Source organism: Corallococcus sp. M7, from assembly GCF_054512695.1.
On sequence record NZ_CM137252.1, the window covers coordinates 4355879 to 4377068 of the forward strand.

Consider the following 21190-nt stretch of genomic DNA (forward strand, 5'->3'; position numbering starts at 1 on the left):
ACACACCGGAGCGGTTATCCGACAGACGCCCTGAAGGGTCAACGGTTTCGGAGCACTCAAGCGTGCGCCCGCGGGCTGAACGCCCCACTTCCGACAATGGGTGGCAGGGAAAGAAAGAGAAACGCCCCGGCCTCCACGAGGGAGACCGGGGCGTTTCGGAAAGAGGGACCGCAGGGAGCGAATCTCCGAGCGGCCCCGTGGACCCAGAGGGGGAGGGGGGGGACCCCTAGGTCCAACGTCATGAAGTTGAGAACGTCCGACCAACAACCGCGAAGCGCCGTTCTATTTCCGCCCCGCGTCCCTGCGTTGTGGGAATCATGGAATGCATCCCCACGCCTTCCGTCCACCGCGAATCTGTAACCCGGTCATCTGACACTCCATTCCGAACGCTGGCGCCATGCCTCGCGCGTCTCCTGAAAGTTCCTCGCTGCCGGGCAGGCTCGCCCGCTCGTATGCCGAGCACGGCGCCCGCTCGCGCTCGGTGCTGCTCGCCGTCTCCGGAGGCGCGGACTCCACCGCGCTCCTCGTGGGGACGGCCCGGGTGCGCGAGGCGCTGGCGATGCGCGTGGAGGTGGCGACGGTGGACCATGGCCTCCGGGCGGAGGCCGCGCACGAGGTGACCTCCGTCGTAGGCCTGGCCGAGCGCCTGGGGCTGACCTGCCACGTCCGGCGGCTCGCGCTGTCGCCCGGGGCGGGGATGGAGGCGCGGGCACGCGAGGCGAGGTACGCGACCCTGGAGGTCCTGCGACAGGAGCGCGGGCTGGACTTCGTGGCCACCGGCCACACGCTCGACGACCAGGCGGAGACGCTGCTGATGCGCCTGTCCCGGGGAGCGGCGCTCCGGGGCGCGCGCGCCATCCACGCCCGCGCGGACACGCTCCTCCGCCCGCTGCTCGCGTGCTCGCGCGAGGACGTGCTCGCCTTCCTGGCCACCGAGGAGGTGGGGTTCGCGGTGGATCCGATGAACGCGGACCCCACCTACTTCCGCACGCGCGTGCGCCACGACGTGCTCCCCACGCTCCACCGCGCGGCGGGCTTCAGCACCGTGGAGCACCTGGCCACCTTCGCGCGGCTCGCCTCCGAGGACGAGGCCCTGCTCGACGGGCTGGCGGACGGGGCGTGGGCGCGGCTGGTGCTGCCCGGGGGCGGGCTGGACGCCGTGGGCCTCCGCGCGCTGGAGCCGCCGCTGTGGCGCCGCGTGCTCGCACGGCTGCTGGGCGTGGCCGGCGCCCGGGTGGACCACGCCACGCTGGAGCGCGCGAGGGAGGTGGTGGCGCGCGGGGGCGTCATGCCGCTGAGCGACGGCTTCCTCCTGAAGGCCACCGGCGGGCGGGTGCGCTGCGTGGCGCCGGGAGGGGAATCACCGCCCGCGCCGCTGGTGCTCGCGGGGCCGGGAGCGCGAGGGGACTTCGGCAGGTGGCGCTTCGAGGTGGCCGCGGAAGGATTGCCGCCCCCGGGTGTGTTGGCCCTGGTGTTGGAGGAGGGGACGGCGTGGCCGCTCACGGTGCGTTCCAGAAAGCAGGGCGATCGCGTCCGCACGCGCGCGGGCCACCGCAAGGTGCAGGACGTGATGGTGGATGCCCGCGTCCCCTTGGAAGAGCGCGACGCTCGACCCGTCGTGGTGGACGCGCGCGATGTACCGCTGTGGCTTCCCGGCGTCCTGCCGCGCTTCGTCGAACCCGGAGGGGTTTCGCGCGAGGTGGCTTCCCGACACTCCCTGTGGGCCTTGCCTCCGCTCACGAGCGAACGGAAGACCCCTCCGTTATAGAGTCGAAGCCTTGAATCGGGGGATGGTCGCGGTCCCCTAAATAGTTGAGGGCTTTTTGCTGTTGCTGATACGGTCCGTCGCTGGCCTGCACACGGGCGGGCGCCGGGCACATGACGAACTTCGCCAGGGTTCCTCCTGGCACGGCCCTCATCCCGCCGAGTACCGAAAGGGCAGCTGAAACGTGCGTTCGACCTACAAGACCATCGGGCTCTGGGTCATCCTGATCGTCCTCTTCGTCGCCTTCTACAATTTCTTCTCGCAAGGCAACGAGCAGGTGCAGGAACCGACCTTCACCCAGCTTCTGACCAAGGTGGAGGAGAAGAAGGTCCGTGCCGTCTCCGTCAAGGGCAACACCTACTCCGGCACGTTCAGCGACTCGAACGACAAGTTCCGGACGACGGGGACCGCGCCGGACGTGGCCGTGCTCAACCAGCTCCGCGCCTCTGGCGTGGACGTGAAGTACGAGCGCGAGGAGCAGAACAGCCTCTGGCTCACCATCCTCGGGCAGTGGATGCCCGTCGTCTTCCTGTTCCTGTTCTTCATCTTCTTCATGCGCCAGCTCCAGGGCGGCAGCGGCAAGGCGATGACGTTCGGGAAGTCGAAGGCGAAGCTCCTCAGCGAGAGCCACAACAAGGTCACGTTCGCGGACGTGGCTGGCGTGGACGAGTGCAAGGAGGAGCTGGAGGAGATCGTCGCCTTCCTCAAGGACCCCAAGAAGTTCACCAAGCTGGGCGGCCGCATCCCCAAGGGCGTCCTGATGATGGGCCCCCCGGGTACGGGCAAGACGCTGCTCGCCCGCGCGGTGGCCGGTGAAGCAGGCGTCCCGTTCTTCTCCATCTCCGGCTCGGACTTCGTGGAGATGTTCGTGGGCGTCGGCGCCAGCCGCGTGCGCGACCTGTTCGAGCAGGGCAAGAAGAACGCCCCCTGCATCATCTTCATCGACGAGATCGACGCCGTGGGCCGCCACCGTGGCGCGGGCCTGGGCGGCGGTCACGACGAGCGTGAGCAGACGCTCAACCAGCTGCTGGTGGAGATGGACGGCTTCGAGTCCAACGACGGCGTCATCCTCATCGCCGCCACCAACCGTCCGGACGTGCTGGACCCGGCGCTCCAGCGCCCGGGCCGCTTCGACCGCCGCATCATCGTTCCCCGTCCGGACCTCAAGGGCCGCCTGGGCGTGCTGAAGGTGCACACCCGCCGCGTGCCGCTGGCGCCGGAGGTGGAGCTGGAGGTCATCGCCCGCGGAACGCCCGGCATGACGGGCGCGGACCTGGAGAACCTGGTCAACGAGTCGGCCCTGATGGCCGCGCGCCAGAACAAGGAGCGCGTGGACCTGGCGGACTTCGAGCAGGCGAAGGACAAGGTCTTCATGGGCCCGGAGCGCCGGTCCATGATCATGACTGACAAGGAGAAGCGGAACACGGCCGTCCACGAGGCCGGCCACGCGCTCCTCGCCAAGCTGCTGCCCGGCTGCGACCCCTTGCACAAGGTCACCATCATCCCGCGCGGTCAGGCCCTGGGCGTCACCTGGAGCCTGCCCACCGAGGACAAGGTGAACGGCTACCGCAAGCAGATCCTCGACCAGATCACCATGGCCATGGGTGGCCGCATCGCCGAAGAGCTCATGTTCAACGAGATGAGCAGCGGCGCGGCGAACGACATCGAGCGTGCGACGGAGACGGCGCGCGCCATGGTGTGCCGCTGGGGCATGAGCGAGAAGATGGGCCCGCTGGCGTTCGGCAAGAGCGACGGTGAGGTCTTCCTGGGCCGCGACTTCAACGCGTCCAAGGACTACTCCGAGGACACCGCCCGGCAGATCGACGCGGAGGTCCGCAGCATCGTGGTGGGCTGCTACACCCTGGGCAAGCAGCTGCTCACGGACAAGCTGGACGTGCTCCAGCGCGTGTCCGACGCCCTGGTGGAGTACGAGACGCTCGACGCCGAGGACGTGAACATCATCCTCCAGGGTGGCCAGCTCACCCGTGAGCGCCCGGCGCCGCGCATCAGCTCCACGCCGAAGCCGACGGAGAAGAAGGACAAGCGGAAGATCCTCGACGCGCTCGAGGGCCTGCCCAACATGGAGCCGAAGAAGGCGTAAAGCCTCTCAAGGTTCCCTCGACGTAACGAAGGCCCTTCCCTTGGTACCGGGGAGGGCCTTTTCGTTTGTCTTTGTGGACTCCAGGCGCCACTCCGCGCCCTCCGTCTTCCCTCCCTTGAGGCTGAGTCCCCTGTCCGCGAGCGGACTCACGCTGGCACCCCGGATGCAATTCAAAGGACCGCGGGGCTGGGAAGGCCTCGTCGGGGGACGACACGACGATGCGGAACGGATGGAAGCGGGGAGCGCAGGGCGTAGCGGCGTTGGCGATGCTGGCGGCGTTGCCACGGTGCGGCGGAGCGACGGGGGCGGAGGACGGGGTCCAGGAGGGGGCGTTGAAGGCGGTGGAGCAGGCGGCGTTGCCCGCCTCATGCCAGCCCCAGACGTATCTGGACTCACGGACGCTGGTGGCGGTGCAGGACGGCGCGGTGCGGAGTGACTACCCGGAGCTGCCCATGAGCAGCCTGTCCACGCTGTACGTGGACGCGGCTCCCACGCGCTACCAGTCGTATCTGCGCTTCAACCTGGAGGGGGAGGGCGGCGAGCTCATCCAGGCGCGGCTGCGGCTGTACGCGAAGCAGGGCACCTCCACGGGGCTGTCGTTCCATCCGGTGACGGGCGGCGTGCGCGAGGACGACCTCGTCTGGAACACCCGGCCGGTGGAGGGCTCCGCCATTGCCACCGCGTCGTATGTCGACCCCGACACCTGGCTGATGGTGGACGTGAAGGACGCGGCGCGGTCGCGCTCCCTCCTGGAGGTGGGCGTCCTGCCCATGGGCGACGACGGGGCGGAGTTCTCCTCGCGCGAGGCGTCCAACGCTTCGCGGCGGCCGCAGTTGGACACGATCTACCGCTACGACTGGTGCACCTACCGGGGCGCGGGCACGCCCGGACAGACGTCTGGACGAAGACGCTGGGAGGCACGGCGCGGGAGCGCGCACGGGCGCTGGTGAACCTGCCGGATGGGACGGGCTTCGTGCTGGGCGGGCAGTATGACGGCGGCCCGGCGAAGGCGGGCGGCGCGGCGCTGCCGGGGCCCTCGGGCTTCCTGGTGGCGCGCTTCGACACGGCGGGCCAGCACCAGTGGTCGCGCGCGTATGGAGTCGGGGAGAAGGTGGTGTTGCAGGCGATGACGGTGACGCCGCTGGGCAACGTGCTGGTGGTGGGCTCCTACGAGGGCAGCCCGGACCTGGGCACCGGCCCGCTGGCATACGTCGAGACCCACCTGGGGGCGCAGGGGGTGTTCGTGCTGAAGCTGTCCCCCACCGGCAACCCCGTCTGGGCGCACGGCTTCCGGGCGGAGAAGCGGCCGGGCCGGGAGGAGGGGCGGATCTACCCGTCCATCGCCGTGCCCACCGCCGTCGCCACCGATGCCAACGGGAGCGTCATCGTCGCGGGGCACTTCGAGGGTTACGTGAACCTGGGCGGCGGCGAGCTCTACGCGGGGCGCATGAGCGAGTCGACCGATGATCAGACCCAGTCCCTCTTCCTGGTGAAGTACGACTACAACGGCGGCCACCAGTGGTCGCAGGCCTTCGAGACCGTGGATGAGTGGAGCTCGGCGTCCGCGCTCGCCACGGACGCGGCGGGCAACATCGTGATGGGTGGCCGCGGCAACAACGCCGTGCTCGCGGGCCCGGGTGCCATGGCCGGGGCGGCCTTCGTGGCGCGCTTCACGCCCAATGGCGCGCCGGTGTGGCGCTACGGGTTCAAGGGCAACGTCGGCCGCATCAACGGCGTGGCGCCCCTGCCGGACGGCGGCGCGGCGTTCGCCGGGGACTTCAACGGAGAGTTCACCTTCCAGGGCCAGACGTACACGAGCGGCGATCCCATCCACGAGTACTGGGCGGATGACGGCATGTTCGGCACGCTCACCGCGTCCGGCGGCGAGGGCTGGGTGCGCGTGCTGGCGAACCCGGGCCCCGGGGATACGGGCGAACAGGTGGCGGTGGATGGCGCGGGCAACCTCGTGGTGAACGGCATCGTGTCGTCGCCGACGCCGGACCTGGGCGGCGGCGAGCTGGGCACGGACGGCCTGCCCAGGACCTACCCGCCCCGGTTCGTGGCCAGCTTCAGCCCCACGGGCGCCCACCGCTGGTCGCGCATGCTGGGGCCCCAGGTGTCCGACGCGTTCATGGCGGTGTTGCCGGACGGCGGCGTCCGGCTGGCCTTCACGTTCGAGGGCTCCACGCCGGTGGGCGCCACGACGTTCTACTCCTCCGGGCTGACGGACATGGGGCTCATCCAGTTCAACCCGTGACGGCTTCGCGGCCGGTGTGACCGACGCACGCGGGGTCCGGTGCCTTCCACACGAGGCGCCGGGCCCCGTTGCGCGTTCCCGCCGTCCTCCCTTCCCTGGACCGCCCGAAGCGGCGACACTGACTGCTCGCCGTCCTCACGCTCCGAAGGGGTCCTGACCGTGCTGCGCGCACGCCTCATCTCTCGCGACCGTCCCGACGACCTGTCGCTGGTCCTCCGCCGCCTGAACCTGTCCCCCCGCAACCGCGAGCACCTGACGCGCGAGCTGGGCTACGCGCACGTGCTCGTCACCGGGGGCCGCCCCTCCTACGAGGAGGAGCTGGTGCCGCCGTACGGCTCCAAGGAGCGGGAGAAGCTGCCCACCTGGACGCCGGGCGGACACGTGGACCACCCCGGCGAGGTGCTCCTGTCCGGCAGCCGCCAGCAGTTCGACCGGCTGATTTCGCTCGCCCGCAGGTCGCCGCGCACGGACGGCCTGGCGCGGGCGCTGGAGGAGGCGCTGTCCCCGGCGCCCCTGCCGGCGCTGACCCTGAGCGGGCGCCGGTTCGAGTGGGGCACGCGCACGTACCTCATGGGCGTGGTGAACGTGACGCCGGACAGCTTCTCCGACGGCGGCAACCTCCCGGACGCGGCCAGCGCCGTGGAGCACGCGCTGAAGCTGGTGGACGCGGGCGCGGACCTCGTCGACGTGGGCGGTGAGTCCACGCGCCCGGGCTCGCTCCCGGTGTCCGCGGAGGAGGAGCTGTCGCGCATCCTCCAGGTGGTGGAGGGCATCAAGCGCCGCTCCACCGTGCCCATCTCCGTGGACACCACGAAGGCGGCGGTGGCGAAGGAGGCCCTCAAGGCCGGCGCCCACCTCATCAACGACATCACCGGCTTCCACTCGGACCCGGCGCTGGCCGGCGTGGTGGCCGCCGCGGGCGCGGCGTGTTGCCTCATGCACACCCAGGGCATGCCCAGGACGATGCAGGAGGCGCCTCGCTACCAGGACGTGGTGGGCGAGGTGATGGACTACCTGGAGGAGGGGATGTTCCAGGCCACCGAGGCCGGCATCCCCCGCGAGCGCATCCTCCTGGACCCGGGCATCGGGTTCGGCAAGACGCTGGAGCACAACCTCTTCCTCCTGCGGCGCCTGGAGGAGCTGCGGGGGCTGGGGCAGCCCCTGCTGGTGGGCACCAGCCGCAAGTCCTTCCTCGGGAAGCTGACGGGCGGCAAGGGCCCCCAGGAGCGCCTGGCGGCCACCCTGGGCTCCGTGGCGGCCATGGCCGTCCTGGGCGGCGCGGACGTGGTGCGGGTGCACGACGTGGGGGAGACGCGGGACGCGCTGGCCGTGGCGGACGCCATCCGGAGGGCCCGGGGCGGCGGCGACCTGTACGGCGGCTGACGGGGGCAAGCCCTGGCGTCTTGAACAAGGCGGGTCCGCACGCCTGGGCGCTTGCCTGGGTGACACCGCATCCCTAGCTTCGGGCCCATGTGCTGGACGGGGTATAAGCCCCGGACGCGAGTGGCCGGAGCCCTTCCGGCAATGGGAAAGGTGGAGCGGCACACATGGCGTACAGGATGGACATGCCCCCCAAGGAAGCGCAGAAGACGGAGCGGCTGTTCGGCACGGACGGCGTTCGTGGCGTGGCCAACGTCTATCCGATGACGGCCGAGGTCGCGATGAGGCTCGGCCGCGCCCTGGCGTACCTCATTCGCAACGGTCCGCACCGCCACCGCGTCATCGTGGGCAAGGACACGCGCCTCTCCGGCTACATGCTGGAGCAGGCCCTGTCCGCCGGCCTCATCTCCATGGGCGTCGACGTGGAGCAGGTGGGCCCGCTGCCCACGCCCGGCATCTCCAACCTCACCACGTCCATGCGCGCGGACGCGGGCGCCGTCATCTCGGCGTCCCACAACCCGTACCAGGACAACGGCATCAAGTTCTTCTGGCGCGACGGCTTCAAGCTGCCGGACGAGACGGAAGCCAAGATTGAAGAGCTGGTCTCCAGCGGGGAAATCGACAACATCCGCCCCACGGCGACGAAGATTGGCCGGGCCATCCGCCTGGACGACGCGCGCGGCCGCTACATCGTCTACCTGAAGGCCACCTTCCCCCGCGAGTTGACGCTGGAGGGGATGACCATCGTGGTGGACTGCGCCAACGGCGCGGCGTACCGCACGGCGCCCGCGGTGCTGGAGGAGCTGGGCGCGAAGGTCATCGCGCTGGGCGTGTCCCCGGACGGCAAGAACATCAACCACAAGTGCGGCGCGCTCCACCCGGAGGGCCTGGCCAAGGCGGTGGTGAAGCACGGCGCCAACCTGGGCGTCGCGCTGGACGGCGACGCGGACCGCCTCATCGTCGTGGACGAGAAGGGCAACGTCGTGGACGGCGATGCCATCATGGCCATCTGCACGGGTGAGCTCGTCGCGCGCAAGGAGCTGAAGAAGAAGACGCTCGTCTCCACGGTGATGAGCAACATCGGCCTGGAGCGCGCGGTGTCCCAGTGGGGCGTGAAGGTGGTCCGCACGCGCGTGGGCGACCGGCACGTCGTGGACGAGATGCGCCGCAACGGCTACAGCCTGGGCGGCGAGCAGAGCGGCCACCTCATCTTCCTGAACCACACCACCACGGGCGACGGCACGCTCGCGGCGCTCCAGCTGCTGGCCGTGATGTGCCGCCAGGGCAAGCCGCTGTCGGAGCTGGCCTCCATCTTCCAGCCGGTGCCGCAGACGCTGCTCAACGTCGTGGTGAAGCAGAAGAAGGAGCTGGGGGAGTTGCCCACGGTGATGAAGGCCATCAAGAACGTGGAGCAGAAGCTGGGCAGCAACGGCCGCGTGCTGGTGCGCTTCTCCGGCACGGAGCCCAAGGCCCGCGTCCTGATTGAGGGCGAGGACGCGGCGCGCAACGAGGCGTACGCCCGCGAAATCGTCGAGGCGCTCTCCAAGGCGCTGAACGGCTAGCGACAGCGGTTGACTTCCGGACGCCGGCCACGAATAGAGGGGCCGGCGCGGGCCCGGGTCCCTGGACAATCCCGCACCGCGCCAGCGCAAGGAGCGGGACGATGGGACAGCGACTGGGTGTCAACGTGGATCACGTGGCGACGCTGCGGCAGGCGCGGCGCACCGTGTATCCGGATCCGGTGACGGCCGCGGCGATGGCGGAGCTGGCCGGCGCCCGGCAGATCACCATCCACCTGCGCGAGGACCGGCGCCACATCCAGGACCGGGACCTGCGCATCCTCCGTGAGACGGTGCAGACGCTCCTGAACCTGGAGATGGCCGCCACCGCGGAGATGGTGAAGATCGCCTACGAGTACAAGCCGGACGTGGTGACGCTCGTCCCCGAGCGGCGCGAGGAGCTCACCACGGAAGGCGGCCTGGAGGTGGCGGGCCAGCGCGAGTCCATCGCGAAGATCATCAAGAACCTCAAGGACGGGGAGATCGCCGTCTCGCTGTTCATCGATCCGGACCTGGACCAGGTGCGCGCGTCGCACAAGGTGAACGCGGACCGGATTGAACTGCACACGGGCCGCTACTGCGAGGCGCGCAACGAGAAGGAGCGCGCGCGGGAGCTGGCGCGCATCGTGGACGCGGCCAAGGCGAGCGCCAAGCTGGGCATGGGCGTGGCCGCCGGGCACGGGCTCAACTACGACAACGTGCAGGCCATCGCTCGCATCCAGGAGATCGACGAGCTGAACATCGGGCACGCCATCGTGGCGCGCGCGGTGCTGGTGGGCTTCGAGCGCGCGGTGCGCGAGATGCTCGAACTGATGCGCGACCCGGGATAGGTCCGTATGCCCATCGTCGGACTGGGGTTGGACCTCTGCTCCATCGAGCGCATCCAGCGCATCCTCGACGGTCCGCGCGCGGAGGCGTTCCTCGCGCGCGTGTACACCGACGGCGAGCGTGCGTACTGCGCGCCCCGGCACGACGCGGCCAGCGCGTACGCGGCGAGGTTCGCGGCGAAGGAGGCGCTGGTGAAGGCGATGGGCGTGCCTCCGGGCGTGAAGTGGCGGGACATGGAGGTGGTGCGCGAGGGCGGTCCGCCGCGCTTCGTGCTCTCCGGCGTGGCCCGTGAAGTGATGGAAGCGCGGGGGTGGGAGGCGATGCTCGCGCTCACCCATGATGCCGGCGTGGCCGCGGCCACGGTGGTGCTCCAGACGAAGTAGGGAGGTTGGAAGCCATGCAGCGCGTGCTCACCGCGAACCAGATGCGTGAGGCCGAGAAGGCCGCCGAAGAGCAGCACGGGATGCCGTCCGGGTTGTTGATGGAGAACGCGGGCAGGGCGCTCGCGGAGGCGGCCCGGAGCGTCGCGGGACAGGGCGGGCGCTTCACGGTGCTCTGCGGCCCCGGCAACAACGGCGGGGACGGCCTGGTCGCCGCGCGCTTCCTGCTGGAGGGAGGCGCCCGGGTGGTGGTGTCGCTGGTGGGGGACACCGGCAAGCTGACCTTGGAGGCGAAGCGCAACCTCCAGGCGCTGGAGGGCTTCGGTGAGTCGCCCCGCGCCTTCGAGGCGCTGCCGGAGGCGGGCCCCGGTGACGTGGTGGTGGACGCCCTCTTCGGCACCGGCCTGAAGCGCGCGCCGGAGGGCTTGTTCGCGGACGCCATCGGCACGGTGGCGCGGTGGCGGCGCGCGGGCGCGAAGGTGGTGGCCGCGGATGTCCCGTCCGGCCTGCAGAGCGACACGGCGGAGCCCTTCTCGCCGTGCGTGGAGGCGGACGTCACGGTGGCCTTCGGCTTCGTGAAGCCCGCGCATGAGCTGGAGCCCGGAGCTTCGCTGTGCGGCGACGTGCGGCGCGTGGACATCGGCCTGGGCGGTGAGTCCACTCGCGCGGTGTCCGGGGCGGAGCTGTTCCGCGTGGAGGAGAAGGACGCGCGAGAGGCGCTGCCCAAGCGCCGCGCGGATTCGCACAAGGGCACGTACGGCCATGTGCTGGTGGTGGCGGGCAGTCCGGGCAAGACGGGCGCCGCGGCGATGGTGGCCCTCTCCGCGCTGCGCAGTGGGGCGGGGCTCGTCACGGTGGCCACGCGTCCGGAGGCGCTGCCGTGGGTGATGGCGCACTCGCCGGAGATCATGGGCGTTCCGCTGCCGGGTGAGGGCCCGCTGGGGAAGGGCGACCTGGAGGCCCTCAAGGCCGCGCTGGAGGGCAAGGACGCGCTGGTGATGGGGCCGGGCATCCCCCGGGGGCCGGAGACGGGCGCGCTGATTGGCGACCTGCTGGCGTCCGTGGAGGTGCCCGCGGTGCTGGACGCGGACGCGCTCAACGCGGTGGCCGAGGACCTCAAGGTGCTGCGGGAGGCGAAGGGGCCCGTGGTGCTCACGCCGCACCCCGGAGAGATGGCGCGGCTGTGGGGCCGGACGACGAAGGACGTGCAGGCGCACCGCGTGGGCGTGGCGCTCAACCTGGCCACGTCGCTCAACTGCACGGTGGTGCTCAAGGGCTCGCGCACGCTCATCGCGGAGGCCGGCGGGCGCGTGTTCATCAACCCCACGGGAAACGCGGGCATGGCCACCGGCGGCACCGGCGACGTGCTGTCGGGCGTGTGCGGCGCGCTGCTCGCGCAGGGGATTCCGCTGCCCAAGGCCGCGTGGACGGCGGTGTACGCGCACGGGCTCGCGGGCGACCTGATGGCCCAGCAGCGCGGGTTGATGGGCCTCATCGCCACGGATCTGCTGATTGGATTGGGCCACGTCTGGACCCGGTGGGAGCGATGAGCGGAGAGACGCAGCCCACGCGTTCGCGGCGGCTCGTGTCTCCGTCGCCGGAGGAGACGCACCGGCTGGGCGTGAAGCTGGGGCAGTTGCTTCAGCCCGGGGACTTCGTGGGGCTGATTGGCAACCTGGGCGCGGGCAAGACGCACTTGGTGCGTGGCGTGGCCGCAGGAGCGGGCGTAGCGGAGTCGGAGGTGGCCAGCCCCACCTTCGCCATCGTGTACCCGTACGCGGGCCGCATCCCGCTGTACCACGCGGACCTGTACCGGCTGACGGACTACGACGAGCTGTACGCCACCGGGTTCCTGGACCTGGTGGGCGGCGACCACGCGATGCTGGTGGAGTGGCTGGACCGCATCCCCCAGGCCGCGCCGCGCGACTTCCTGCGCGTCACGCTCCGCCATGAGGGAGAGGACGCGCGGAGCCTCGACGTGGAGGCCTTCGGCGCGCGTCCGGCCGCGTTGCTCGACGCGTGGCTGGGCTGAATCAGACCGTGGCGTGCTGCTCGTTCGGCCGCGGGTTCAGCACCCCGTCCGCCAGCGTCTGCACCTTCCAGCGGTGGAACGTGAGCCGCGAGTCCACGCCCACCACGTCCTCTTCATCCACCGGCACCCAGTGCGGCCCGCCGCACAGCGACTCGCTGGCGACCAGGAACTGCTGCAACGGCACGCCCGTGTTCGGCGCGCGCAGCACCTCCGGGCAGCCGCCGATGCCGGAGGAGATGAAGAGGGTGCGGTTGCGGCGCGTGGCCACCATCGCCTCGCCGTCCGTGACGAGGAAGTTCATCGCGGAGCGATCCTTCGGATCGCGGCTCCCCGGCACGTCCGTCAGCGTGGACACCAGCGTCATCGTCTCCGCGAGCGCCTGCGCCATCGCCTCCACGCTCACCGTGCCGTCGAGCGGCCCGCGCGCCGACAGCCGCGACAGGAACAGATAGAAGCAGCGCTCGCTGTCCGTGGTGCCCTTGATGTTGACGCGCAGCTCCGGGTGGATGAGCGCTTCCACGGTGGCCTTGTGCTTCGCGAACTCGCGCAGCGTGCCGTTGTGCACGAAGGACCAGCGGCCGAAGTGGAACGGGTGCGAGTTGCGCAGCTCCACCGCGCCCACGCTCGCCAGCCGGATGTGCGCCACCACGGTGCGCGCGGAGACCTGGCTCGACACGCGCTCGAAATCGGGGTCGCAGTGCGCGGGGCCCACGCCATGTGCGACGAGCGGCGAGGACTCCTGTCCGTACGTGGCGATACCCCAGCCGTCCTTGTGCTCACGCGACTGGATGAGGAGGGAATTCCTCTCCGTCACAAGGGCGGTATGGACAGCAGCGGGAACAGCACTCCTGAATCCAAATAATCGGCACATGGTGGCAGCTGATCTCTACAACGGCCGGCCCACGAGGGAAGTTCCACCTGCCCCCTTGTCTGATGCCAGTTGTTCAGCGGCATCCAATCAGGGGCAGTGATTCATACGCGCGCGAAACACCACACGTCCGCCCTTCACCACCACGCGCGCGTGACTGATACCCAGATGATAAGGCAGGTGCCGGTAGCTGCGACAGCAGAAGACCACCAGGTCGCCCGCATCGCCCACAGCCAGACGCCCCTGCTGTTGCAGCCCCAAGCATTTCGCGGCCCCTCGGGTGGCGGCCCAGTAGGCCTCCGCGGCCGACAGGCCGTTCTCCAGGCAGGCGAGCCCCAGCACCAGCGCCAGGTTCTCCGTCATGGAGGAGCCCGGATTCACGTTGGAACCCAAAGCAATGTTGACGCCCGCGTCGCGCAGCTTCCGGCCGGGCGCGTAGGGGCGCATGCGCAGGAAGAGGGTGGAGGTAGGCACGAGTACGGCGGTGACGTTCGCGGCGGCGAGCGCGCGGATGCCCTCGTCCGTCACCTGCTCCAGGTGGTCCGCGCTGGCGGCGCCCACCTCCGCGGCGAGCGCCGAAGCGCCACACGCGGTGAGCTGATCCGCGTGCAGGCGCGGCGTGAGGCCCAGCGCCCTGGCCGCGTTGAGCAGCCGGCGGGACTCCTCCACGGTGAAGGCGCTGTCCTCGGTGAAGACGTCGCAGAAGCGCGCCAGGCCCTCGCGCGCGACGGCGGGCAGGATTTCATTGATGCAGAGGTCCACGTACTCGGCGCGGCGGTCCTTGTACTCCGGGGGCACCGAGTGCGCGCACAAGAGCGTAGGCACCAGCTCCAGCGGCGACAGCGATCCCAGCCGGCGCACCGCGCGCAGCATCTTGAGCTCGTCCGCCAGATTCAGTCCGTAGCCGCTCTTCACCTCGGCGGTCGTCACGCCTTGCGCGAGCAGCCGCTCCATGCGGGGCAGGGCGAGCGCGGCCAGCTCCTCCTCGCTCGCGGCGCGCGTGGCGCTCACCGTGTTGGCGATGCCGCCCCCGGCCTTGGCGATTTCCAGGTACGTGGCGCCCTGATTGCGCAGGTCGAACTCGGCGGAGCGCTCGCCCGCGAACACCAGGTGCGTGTGCGGATCCACGAAGCCCGGGCCCACGAAGCCGCCCTCGGCGTCGATGAGCTCCGTCGCGTCCGTGAGCGCGCCCTTCGGCAATCCGGACTCCGGGCCCACGTAGGCCACGCGTCCGTCCTTCACGCCAATGCCCGCTCCCGGGCGCGGGGTGAGGGCTTTCTCCGCGGGCTCGCGGTGGGTGCCCTCCACGGTGAGCACCTCGGAGGTATTGCGCACCCACAGGTCCAGGGCTTCCATGCTCAGCGTCCTCCGCGTACGCCCGCCAGGGGCGCGTTCCAGCTCGTGTCACCCGAGTGCGCCCGGCCGAAGCCGCCGGACAGCTCCAGCTTCGTGCGCGACTCGCCGAACTTGAGCTGCGCCGCCACCACGGCGCCGTAGAAGTGCGTCGTCACCTGCGAGCCGGGGTTCACCAGCGATTGCTGCACGCTGTAGAACGGCACCAGGCCCAGGGACATGCCGGGCTCCGGTTGCACGGTGAACGCGCAGGTGGCCTCCACGCCGAACAGGCTGCTGGTGCTGTCCGTCTCACCCAGCCCGAAGTCGGACGCGCCCCGGAAGGAGAGGGCCGGCGCCAGGCCCAGTTTCTCCGAGCCGATGTAATACGACATGCCCGAATACACGCCGTAGCCGGGCACCGGCAGGCCGACGAACTCGCCCTGCAGGCCTACGTGCCACGACAGCCGTTCACTCACGGGCACCGTCACCGAGCCGTCGATGTTGATGCCCCACTGATCATTGTGGAAGGGCTTCGCGTCCCCCTGGAAGGTGCCGTTCTCCCCGCGCTCCGACAGCTGCGGGGCGTTGAGGCGGGGGCCGGCGCGCAGGCCCAGCTGGAAGAAGTTCTGCTTGGGCACGCTCGGGCCCAGGCGCATCACCATGGGCCCGGCGGTGGTGGGCGTGCAGCCGGCGAGCACACCCATCACCGCGGTCATCACGAAGGGTCGGACGCGTCGTGGCATCAGGAGCACTCTACTACGGTGATCACGGCGGTTGATGCGGAGTCGCCGCAGTAAGAGAACCATGCAGCTGCGTCCTGCGGCCGCACGGTCGAGAGCGCGTCGCGCATGGCCTGGATGAGAGCGGCATAGATTCGTGCGCCAATGGCCCGCAGGCGTGTCTTCACCTCTAGCCAGCAGGACTCAATGGCATTGAGGTCGGGACTGTAGGGCGGCAGGAAGATGAGGTGCGCATTGAGGCTGCGGATGCGCGCCTCGACAACGGCCAATGATGAGTACTGAGGTTGTCTAGAACCACGACGTCGTGGGCTTGAGGATGATGAGCCCTTCCTAGATGTAGGTCTCAGACTGCTTGTTATTGGAAGCGCCCTCGAAATTCAGTACAGGTCCCATCTCTTGCGGCGTTAGGTACCCAACTATCGTGAGTAACTGCCGACGGCTCAATGGGGACATGGCCGTGTGTTCTCTGCTCTCGCCGCGCATGCGCATAGCGGCGAGTTCTGGTGAGGGTGGCGGTGGTTTCATCAATCAAGGGGAGGTGCAAAGGCTTTAGTTCGGCGGCCTCAGCTAGGTGCTGTCTTCTGGCTTTGCGGCTCTTTGCTATCCGGCCGCCGCTCCGCAGCGAGGAGTGACTTTTTGAGTGTAGCTCAGCTGCAGAAGGCACGGCCCTTGGTGAAGCGGCTCACGCGCACGCGTGAGAAATTTGGAGTAGGTCGGCGGACACTGTTCCGGGCAGCCGTAGCTTGTGTCAACTGCAGCCTTGGATCTTCGTGGCATACCTGCTTCGCTACGGCGAGGCCATATAGTAGCCTGCTCAACAACATCCTGCCGGACGGAGGGACGCCAGATGCCCAGTGAACTTCGCCACATTCTTGTGAAGGTGCCAGACGATTGGACAAACACAGAGAAGGGTAATTTTTTCGAAGCCTTGGTTGGCGAGCTAATCAGATCCATGAGATTCCGTGTGGCACAGCAGTTGCGTGTGACTGGGATGGAGATCGATTTATTAGCCAAGGGAATCGATGAGCCACGCACAATCCTTGTCGAGTGCAAGGCATACCAAGATGCACTCTCTGCAGACACGATTACCAAGCTCCTTGGTAATGTTCAAATTCGCCATGCAGATGCCGGCTGGCTCTTCTCTACCTCAGAACTCGGCAAAGATGGCGCAGGTATGTGGGAGGAGATTCAGCAAGACGAGCGTAACAAACGACTGTTCGTGTGGTATGGCCCGGAGAAGATCATAGAAATCCTTCTCCACCAAGGGGCAATTGTGCGCCCTCGCATAGAGTTGCCGCCAGTCACTAGGCTTGAGGTAGGCGCCTGGACTCTTGTTCTTACGCCATCGGGGCGATTTTGGATTGCTCAACTATTGCAAGGGGGCGTTCCAAAGTTCTATACGCCGTTCAATGCCATGGACGGCAGCCCTCTTTCCAAGAAGGAGGCTCAAGAATGTGCAGCAGTCTCGGGCCTCCCTGGCTCTCTCCATTTTTACCCCAGTGCTTCAGGCGCATCGCCGAGCATCTCTTCTCCTGGTGTTAGTGCAACATCAATGGTTCCTGTCGCGCGCGTGGCCTCCGGCGATAGATGGGATGATCCAAGACCAGCCCAGCCTGCCGATTTTGTCGGCCGCGCGGACATTATTGAGGACATATCCGGATTTTTGGCGCAGGCGCGAACGCAGCACACCTCGACCCGCAATTTTGCAATCACAGGGCCGAGCGGCTGGGGCAAGAGCTCACTTGTTCTTAAGCTTGCCGATCTCGCAGCCAAAGGCTTGATTGCAAAATGCTCATTGACAGTTATTGACACGCGCTCGGCGACTAGTTCCGGCTTCGTCATTGAGTCGCTACGGCAGTCATTTGTTGATGCGCAGTCTGCAGGAATGATTGCAGAAAGAAACAAGCTCCATGTCACCAATGCCAGCCATCCCTTGGATTCACCAGATCTTCAAGAGGGACTGGAAATCGTTGGCAAAAAGGGTGGGCTCATAGTCCTGATCCTGGATCAATTTGAAGAACTCTTCGTCAAAGAGCCCCTGTTTGGAATCTTTGAGTCCGTTCGGTCGCTCAGTCTGGAAATTGATGCACGACGCCTTCCAATCGTGCTCGGGTTCTCCTGGAAGACCGACATTTCGCTACCTCAGCAGCATCCCGCCTATCACTTGTGGCATGAACTTAGCGATAGGCGCCGAGCCTTTTCTCTCAAGGAGTTCGGAAAGACTGAGATTCTCAAGGTCTTGCATAGAGCCGGGAAGGCAACGGGTAGAACGCTCTCATCAGCACTGAAAGACAGGCTTGTTGAGCAGTGCCAGGGGCTTCCTTGGTTGCTCAAGAAACTGACGATTCATATTCTGACCAAAATCTCAACTAGCGAGTCTCAATATGCGCTTCTTGAGAGGCAGTTGGATATTGAGGATCTATTCAAGAGTGACTTGGCTTCGCTAAGCAAGGATCAAATCGGCTGTCTCGCCTATGTTGCGCGGAATTCTCCTGCGTCAATTGCGGCCGTTGAGGAAGCCTATTCAGCCCAAACCGCCAATCAGCTAATTCACGCTAGGTTGTTGATTCGGAGTGGAATGAATTATGCAGTGTATTGGGATATCTTTCGCGACTATCTTACTCAAAAACGCGTACCCGAGATTCCCTGGGCGAGGACATTTCAAGCAAGTCCGGCTTCTGCAGTCCGAATTTTAGGAGCAGTTGCCCGAGTCGGAGTAGGGGCAGTCGCGCAGATTGCAGCCACGGCTGGGACCAAGGAGGGGCCCTGTGCAAACGTGCTGAGCGATCTTGTTGCTTTGCAGTTGGTGGATCGGATGGCGACCGACTCTTATCGACTGTCTACGCATGTCAATCATTCGACAAATGCAGCCATTGCCAATCATGTCGAGCGGCAGCTTAGGCGGCACATCGCGTACCAAAAATCGATCCTCTCCATGGAAAAGGGGCAGTTGTTCACAGTTGACGATTGGATGGGTATATTTCGCGCAGTTCAGCCGCCAAGCATGCGCTGGTCTGAGAAGACGCTAAAATACTATGCTGAGTCTCTCCGTAGGTGGCTGATTTTCGCGGGACTGCTGGAGCAGCGAATGGGGGGCTTCGCGCGCCCGGATGGCATTGGCGGCCAGAAGGGTTTGGTTGGCGTCGGAGGACGCCGCAGTGGGCGATTCTTGGGGGCAAGCACGCCGACTGCTCTCTTGGGTGTCCTCCGGCGTGTAGCAACAGCACAGAATGGCATCTCGGCAGACAGACTGGAGAAAGAGGGGCTGCGCAATGCCGTTTCTGATGCATTGACGCTTGGGTTGGTGAAGCGGTCAAAAGAGGGAGTAATATGTCCTCATGAGAGACTGTCGGGCGAGAGGGATTTAGCAAGGACTGTGAAACAAATTGTGCTCCAGCAGGCAACGGTGCAGTACATTGCTGCGGCGGTTTCGGCTGGGCACATTGACATAATGCAGCTTGGAGAAGGGCTTCGAAGCTCGCTACGGGCAACCTGGACGCCAGCGTCAGTGAAGCGTTATACGACCGGCATACTCGGGTTTTATAAATGGGCTGCAGGAAAAGTCCCTCCTTCCGGCAATCGGCAATTGCTGTGATCAACCTTGCGGGACATGATGTTCGGTCTGTCGGGCATGACAGCCTGACGCAGGTTGGAGGAATGAACCTGGGCCGGCGTGTGGGAACAACTCCAGGCGTGGTTGCTGGATGCGCTGGGGCTGCGAAGCAAGGTGGATTTCTCCCGCGCCTCCCTCGATTTCTCGCCCGTGCGGGCGTCAAAAAGGGGGGCCCGCTTGGGCCCAAGCCCAAGGGATAGAGCGAAGGCGGGTGGCAAGGATCATTTTCTCGCAGAGGCCCGCGGCCTGCCGCTGACCGAGTCGGTGACGGCAACCAACGTGCACGACACGCACAAACTCTTCCCCCTCGTCAACTTTGCGCCCGCGGTGCGGATGCACTCGGGGCAGCGCCGCTTCCGCCCGGGAGTACTCCACGGCGACAAAGCTTACGCCTCCAGGAGGAGCCGGAGCGGGCTTGGCCTGCGCGGCATCGCCGCCCGCATCGCACGCCCCGGCGTCGAGTCCAAGGAAAGGCGCGGACGCTAACGTTGTGTCGAGGAGCGCACGCTGGCCAGGAAGAACCCGCTGCGCCGACTTCGAGTCCACGACGAGAGTAAGGACGACGTCCACTTCGGTTTCCGCGTTCTCGCCTGCTGCGTGATGTTTCTGCGTAGCCTTTGTCCAGGCATTTGCTGGGAGTCCCTAGTTCCTGGTTGCACCGATATACCAAGTCTGGACGGACCCGATGTGCCCCTCTAAGCTAGGGCAATGAAGGAACTATTTCCCGGCTATTATCGTCCGACTGAAGAAGAGTTTGACGAACTTTGGAGAAAGGCTGCGTTTGTTTTTGATGCAAACGTCCTGCTTCACATTCACCGGCGGAACCTGCAAGCCCGGAGGGCCATACTTGACACATTTAGAAAATTAGGAGAGCGGCTTTGGGTTCCTTACGAAATTGCCGCCGAGTACCAGCGGAACAAGCTCAAGGTGGCTCACAATCTCGCGGATAACTGTAAGACAGTCCTTGATGGGTTCAATGGAATCAAGGAGCAGTTGAAGTCAAGAGACCTTCGTGAGCACCCGTTCCTCGACGCCAATGCTTTGACGGAGGGACTAGACCAACTCATTGAGCAGGTCACGCAGGCCTGGGGTAACAGTCGCAGTGTTTCGCTGGATGATGCAGAAAGCAACGAGCTTGCGTCTCTCCTTCAGGGGCGGCTTGATGAGCCGTATTCCGGGGATGTGCTGATCCGGAGGATCGAAGAAGCAAAGACTCGGGGCAAGACAAAAATTCCTCCCGGTTACAAAGACTTCGACAATAAGGGGGACGAGGTCCGAGCCGGAGGTGACGTGCTTATTTGGTTCAAGATCATTGAGCGCGCGAAGGAAAAGCAATGCCCGGTTATCTTTGTCACTGAGGATCAGAAGGAAGATTGGTGGTGGATACACCAAGGGCGGACCCATGGACCTCGACCTGAGCTTGGGCAGGAAATGTGGAAACTCGCTCGGCAGCGATTTTACATGTACACGCTGTCATCCTTTCTCGGCCTTGTTGGCAAATATCTTGGTCAGAACGTGCCATCCGAGGTGGTTGATGTCATTAAGGAGCAAGAGCAAAAGTCGTTCGCGAAACTGCAAGCGTTGAATAAGGAAATGCTTCGCGAGCGTTATGAGGCGCTCTTGTTTCAGTCTCAGTTGCTCAAGGCGGACCGGGAAAATCTCGATGAGCAGCTTGCATCTGTTGATGCCAGAATTTCGGAGGATCAATATTCTCCACATGGATTGGAAGACAGGCGCCAGCTCCACGAGATTCAAAAACGCATTGACGTGTGCGATGAGTTGCTTGAGCGCGTTACGCGTGCAATTACTGATGTGCGTTCTCAACTTTTTGGTGTGATGTGAGGTCGGTCAGGCTGACAGTTCCTGACAAATGCCAGGACAGAGGCGGCGAAGGAGCTTGACGCAGCCTCTGAGGACGAGGAAGCCGAAGTGGACGTCGTCCTTACTCTCGTCGTGGACTCGAAGTCGGCGCAGCGGAGGCACGGGAGAAATCCACCTTGCTTCGCAGCCCAGCGCATCCAGCAACCACGCCTGGAGTTGTTCCCACACGCCGGCCCAGGTTCATTCCTCCAACCTGCGTCAGGCTGTCATGCCCGACAGACCGAACTGCTTGCGAGGCAGCATCACCCGGGGGATGCCGCTTCTGAGCACGAAGACAAGCGGCCTCCAGCACCGCCCGGTCGTCCGCCCGAGGACTGCCGAGTTTCATCGTCGGCCGAGGCGGAGGCCGCAGGGGGCAATGCGCTGCCAGAAGGCGCCGAGGACGAGTTCACGGACCATGTTCCTCAAGCTGAGGATGCTTCTTGCTAATGGTCAGCTCAGCCCTGACTTT

The 21190-nt window shown here is 66.4% G+C and carries 16 protein-coding genes; 12 read left to right on the plus strand and 4 right to left on the minus strand.

All coding sequences use genetic code 11. From position 1 onward, the window contains the following. Window positions 1–397 precede the first annotated feature (397 nt). The 10 genes from tilS (at window position 398) to tsaE (ending at window position 12302) form a co-directional block, all read left to right on the plus strand. Entirely contained in the window at window positions 398–1768 is a 1371-nt protein-coding gene (gene tilS / locus ACX114_RS17840) for a tRNA lysidine(34) synthetase TilS (protein ID WP_459299293.1), read from the plus strand. A gap of 181 nt (window positions 1769–1949) precedes the next feature. Next, complete coding sequence (gene ftsH, locus ACX114_RS17845) at window positions 1950–3866, plus strand: ATP-dependent zinc metalloprotease FtsH (RefSeq protein ID WP_459299295.1); 1917 nt, start codon at window positions 1950–1952, stop codon at window positions 3864–3866. A gap of 218 nt (window positions 3867–4084) precedes the next feature. Then, window positions 4085–4816 carry a CBM96 family carbohydrate-binding protein gene (locus tag ACX114_RS17850; protein ID WP_459299297.1) on the plus strand — a complete coding sequence of 244 codons (732 nt, stop codon included), beginning with the start codon at window positions 4085–4087 and terminating at the stop codon, window positions 4814–4816. Then, window positions 4813–6123, plus strand: coding sequence for a hypothetical protein (locus tag ACX114_RS17855; RefSeq protein ID WP_459299299.1), 1311 nt, complete (start codon window positions 4813–4815; stop codon window positions 6121–6123). The genes ACX114_RS17850 and ACX114_RS17855 overlap by 4 nt, the downstream gene beginning before the upstream one ends. A gap of 159 nt (window positions 6124–6282) precedes the next feature. Continuing rightward, window positions 6283–7506 carry a dihydropteroate synthase gene (gene folP / locus ACX114_RS17860; RefSeq protein ID WP_459299301.1) on the plus strand — a complete coding sequence of 408 codons (1224 nt, stop codon included), beginning with the start codon at window positions 6283–6285 and terminating at the stop codon, window positions 7504–7506. 164 nt (window positions 7507–7670) lie between these two features. After that, on the plus strand, window positions 7671–9065 hold the full coding sequence (gene glmM, locus ACX114_RS17865; protein ID WP_014396361.1) for a phosphoglucosamine mutase: 1395 nt from the start codon (window positions 7671–7673) through the stop codon (window positions 9063–9065). Window positions 9066–9166: 101 nt separating this feature from the next. Continuing rightward, entirely contained in the window at window positions 9167–9892 is a 726-nt protein-coding gene (locus ACX114_RS17870) for a pyridoxine 5'-phosphate synthase (protein ID WP_120550607.1), read from the plus strand. A gap of 6 nt (window positions 9893–9898) precedes the next feature. Continuing rightward, entirely contained in the window at window positions 9899–10273 is a 375-nt protein-coding gene (locus ACX114_RS17875) for a holo-ACP synthase (RefSeq protein ID WP_120588133.1), read from the plus strand. Between the two features lie 14 nt (window positions 10274–10287). Continuing rightward, a complete protein-coding gene (locus tag ACX114_RS17880; RefSeq protein ID WP_459299304.1) occupies window positions 10288–11820 on the plus strand; it encodes an NAD(P)H-hydrate dehydratase in 1533 nt (510 codons plus the stop codon). Further along, window positions 11817–12302 (plus strand): tRNA (adenosine(37)-N6)-threonylcarbamoyltransferase complex ATPase subunit type 1 TsaE, encoded by a 486-nt coding sequence (gene tsaE / locus ACX114_RS17885; RefSeq protein ID WP_459299306.1) that lies wholly within the window; start codon window positions 11817–11819, stop codon window positions 12300–12302. The genes ACX114_RS17880 and tsaE overlap by 4 nt, the downstream gene beginning before the upstream one ends. Window position 12303: 1 nt before the next feature. On the opposite strand, the gene ACX114_RS17890 is transcribed toward tsaE, so the two are convergent. From ACX114_RS17890 to ACX114_RS17905, 4 genes are all read right to left on the minus strand, one after another. Beyond that, entirely contained in the window at window positions 12304–13173 is an 870-nt protein-coding gene (locus ACX114_RS17890) for a class II glutamine amidotransferase (RefSeq protein WP_459299308.1), read from the minus strand. 87 nt (window positions 13174–13260) lie between these two features. After that, a complete protein-coding gene (gene hutI, locus ACX114_RS17895; protein ID WP_459299310.1) occupies window positions 13261–14526 on the minus strand; it encodes an imidazolonepropionase in 1266 nt (421 codons plus the stop codon). 2 nt (window positions 14527–14528) lie between these two features. After that, entirely contained in the window at window positions 14529–15248 is a 720-nt protein-coding gene (locus tag ACX114_RS17900; protein ID WP_459299312.1) for a hypothetical protein, read from the minus strand. Further along, window positions 15248–15514 (minus strand): transposase, encoded by a 267-nt coding sequence (locus tag ACX114_RS17905; protein WP_459299314.1) that lies wholly within the window; start codon window positions 15512–15514, stop codon window positions 15248–15250. Before ACX114_RS17905 ends, ACX114_RS17900 begins: the two co-directional genes overlap by 1 nt. 578 nt (window positions 15515–16092) lie before the next feature. On the opposite strand from ACX114_RS17905, the gene ACX114_RS17910 reads away from it, so the two are divergent. Together ACX114_RS17910 and ACX114_RS17915 are read left to right on the plus strand one after the other, a co-directional pair. After that, window positions 16093–18840 (plus strand): restriction endonuclease, encoded by a 2748-nt coding sequence (locus ACX114_RS17910; protein ID WP_459299316.1) that lies wholly within the window; start codon window positions 16093–16095, stop codon window positions 18838–18840. Window positions 18841–19566: 726 nt separating this feature from the next. Then, the gene (locus ACX114_RS17915; protein WP_459299319.1) at window positions 19567–20700 is read left to right on the plus strand and encodes a PIN-like domain-containing protein; all 1134 of its coding nucleotides are present in this window, start codon (window positions 19567–19569) and stop codon (window positions 20698–20700) included. Window positions 20701–21190 lie beyond the last annotated feature (490 nt).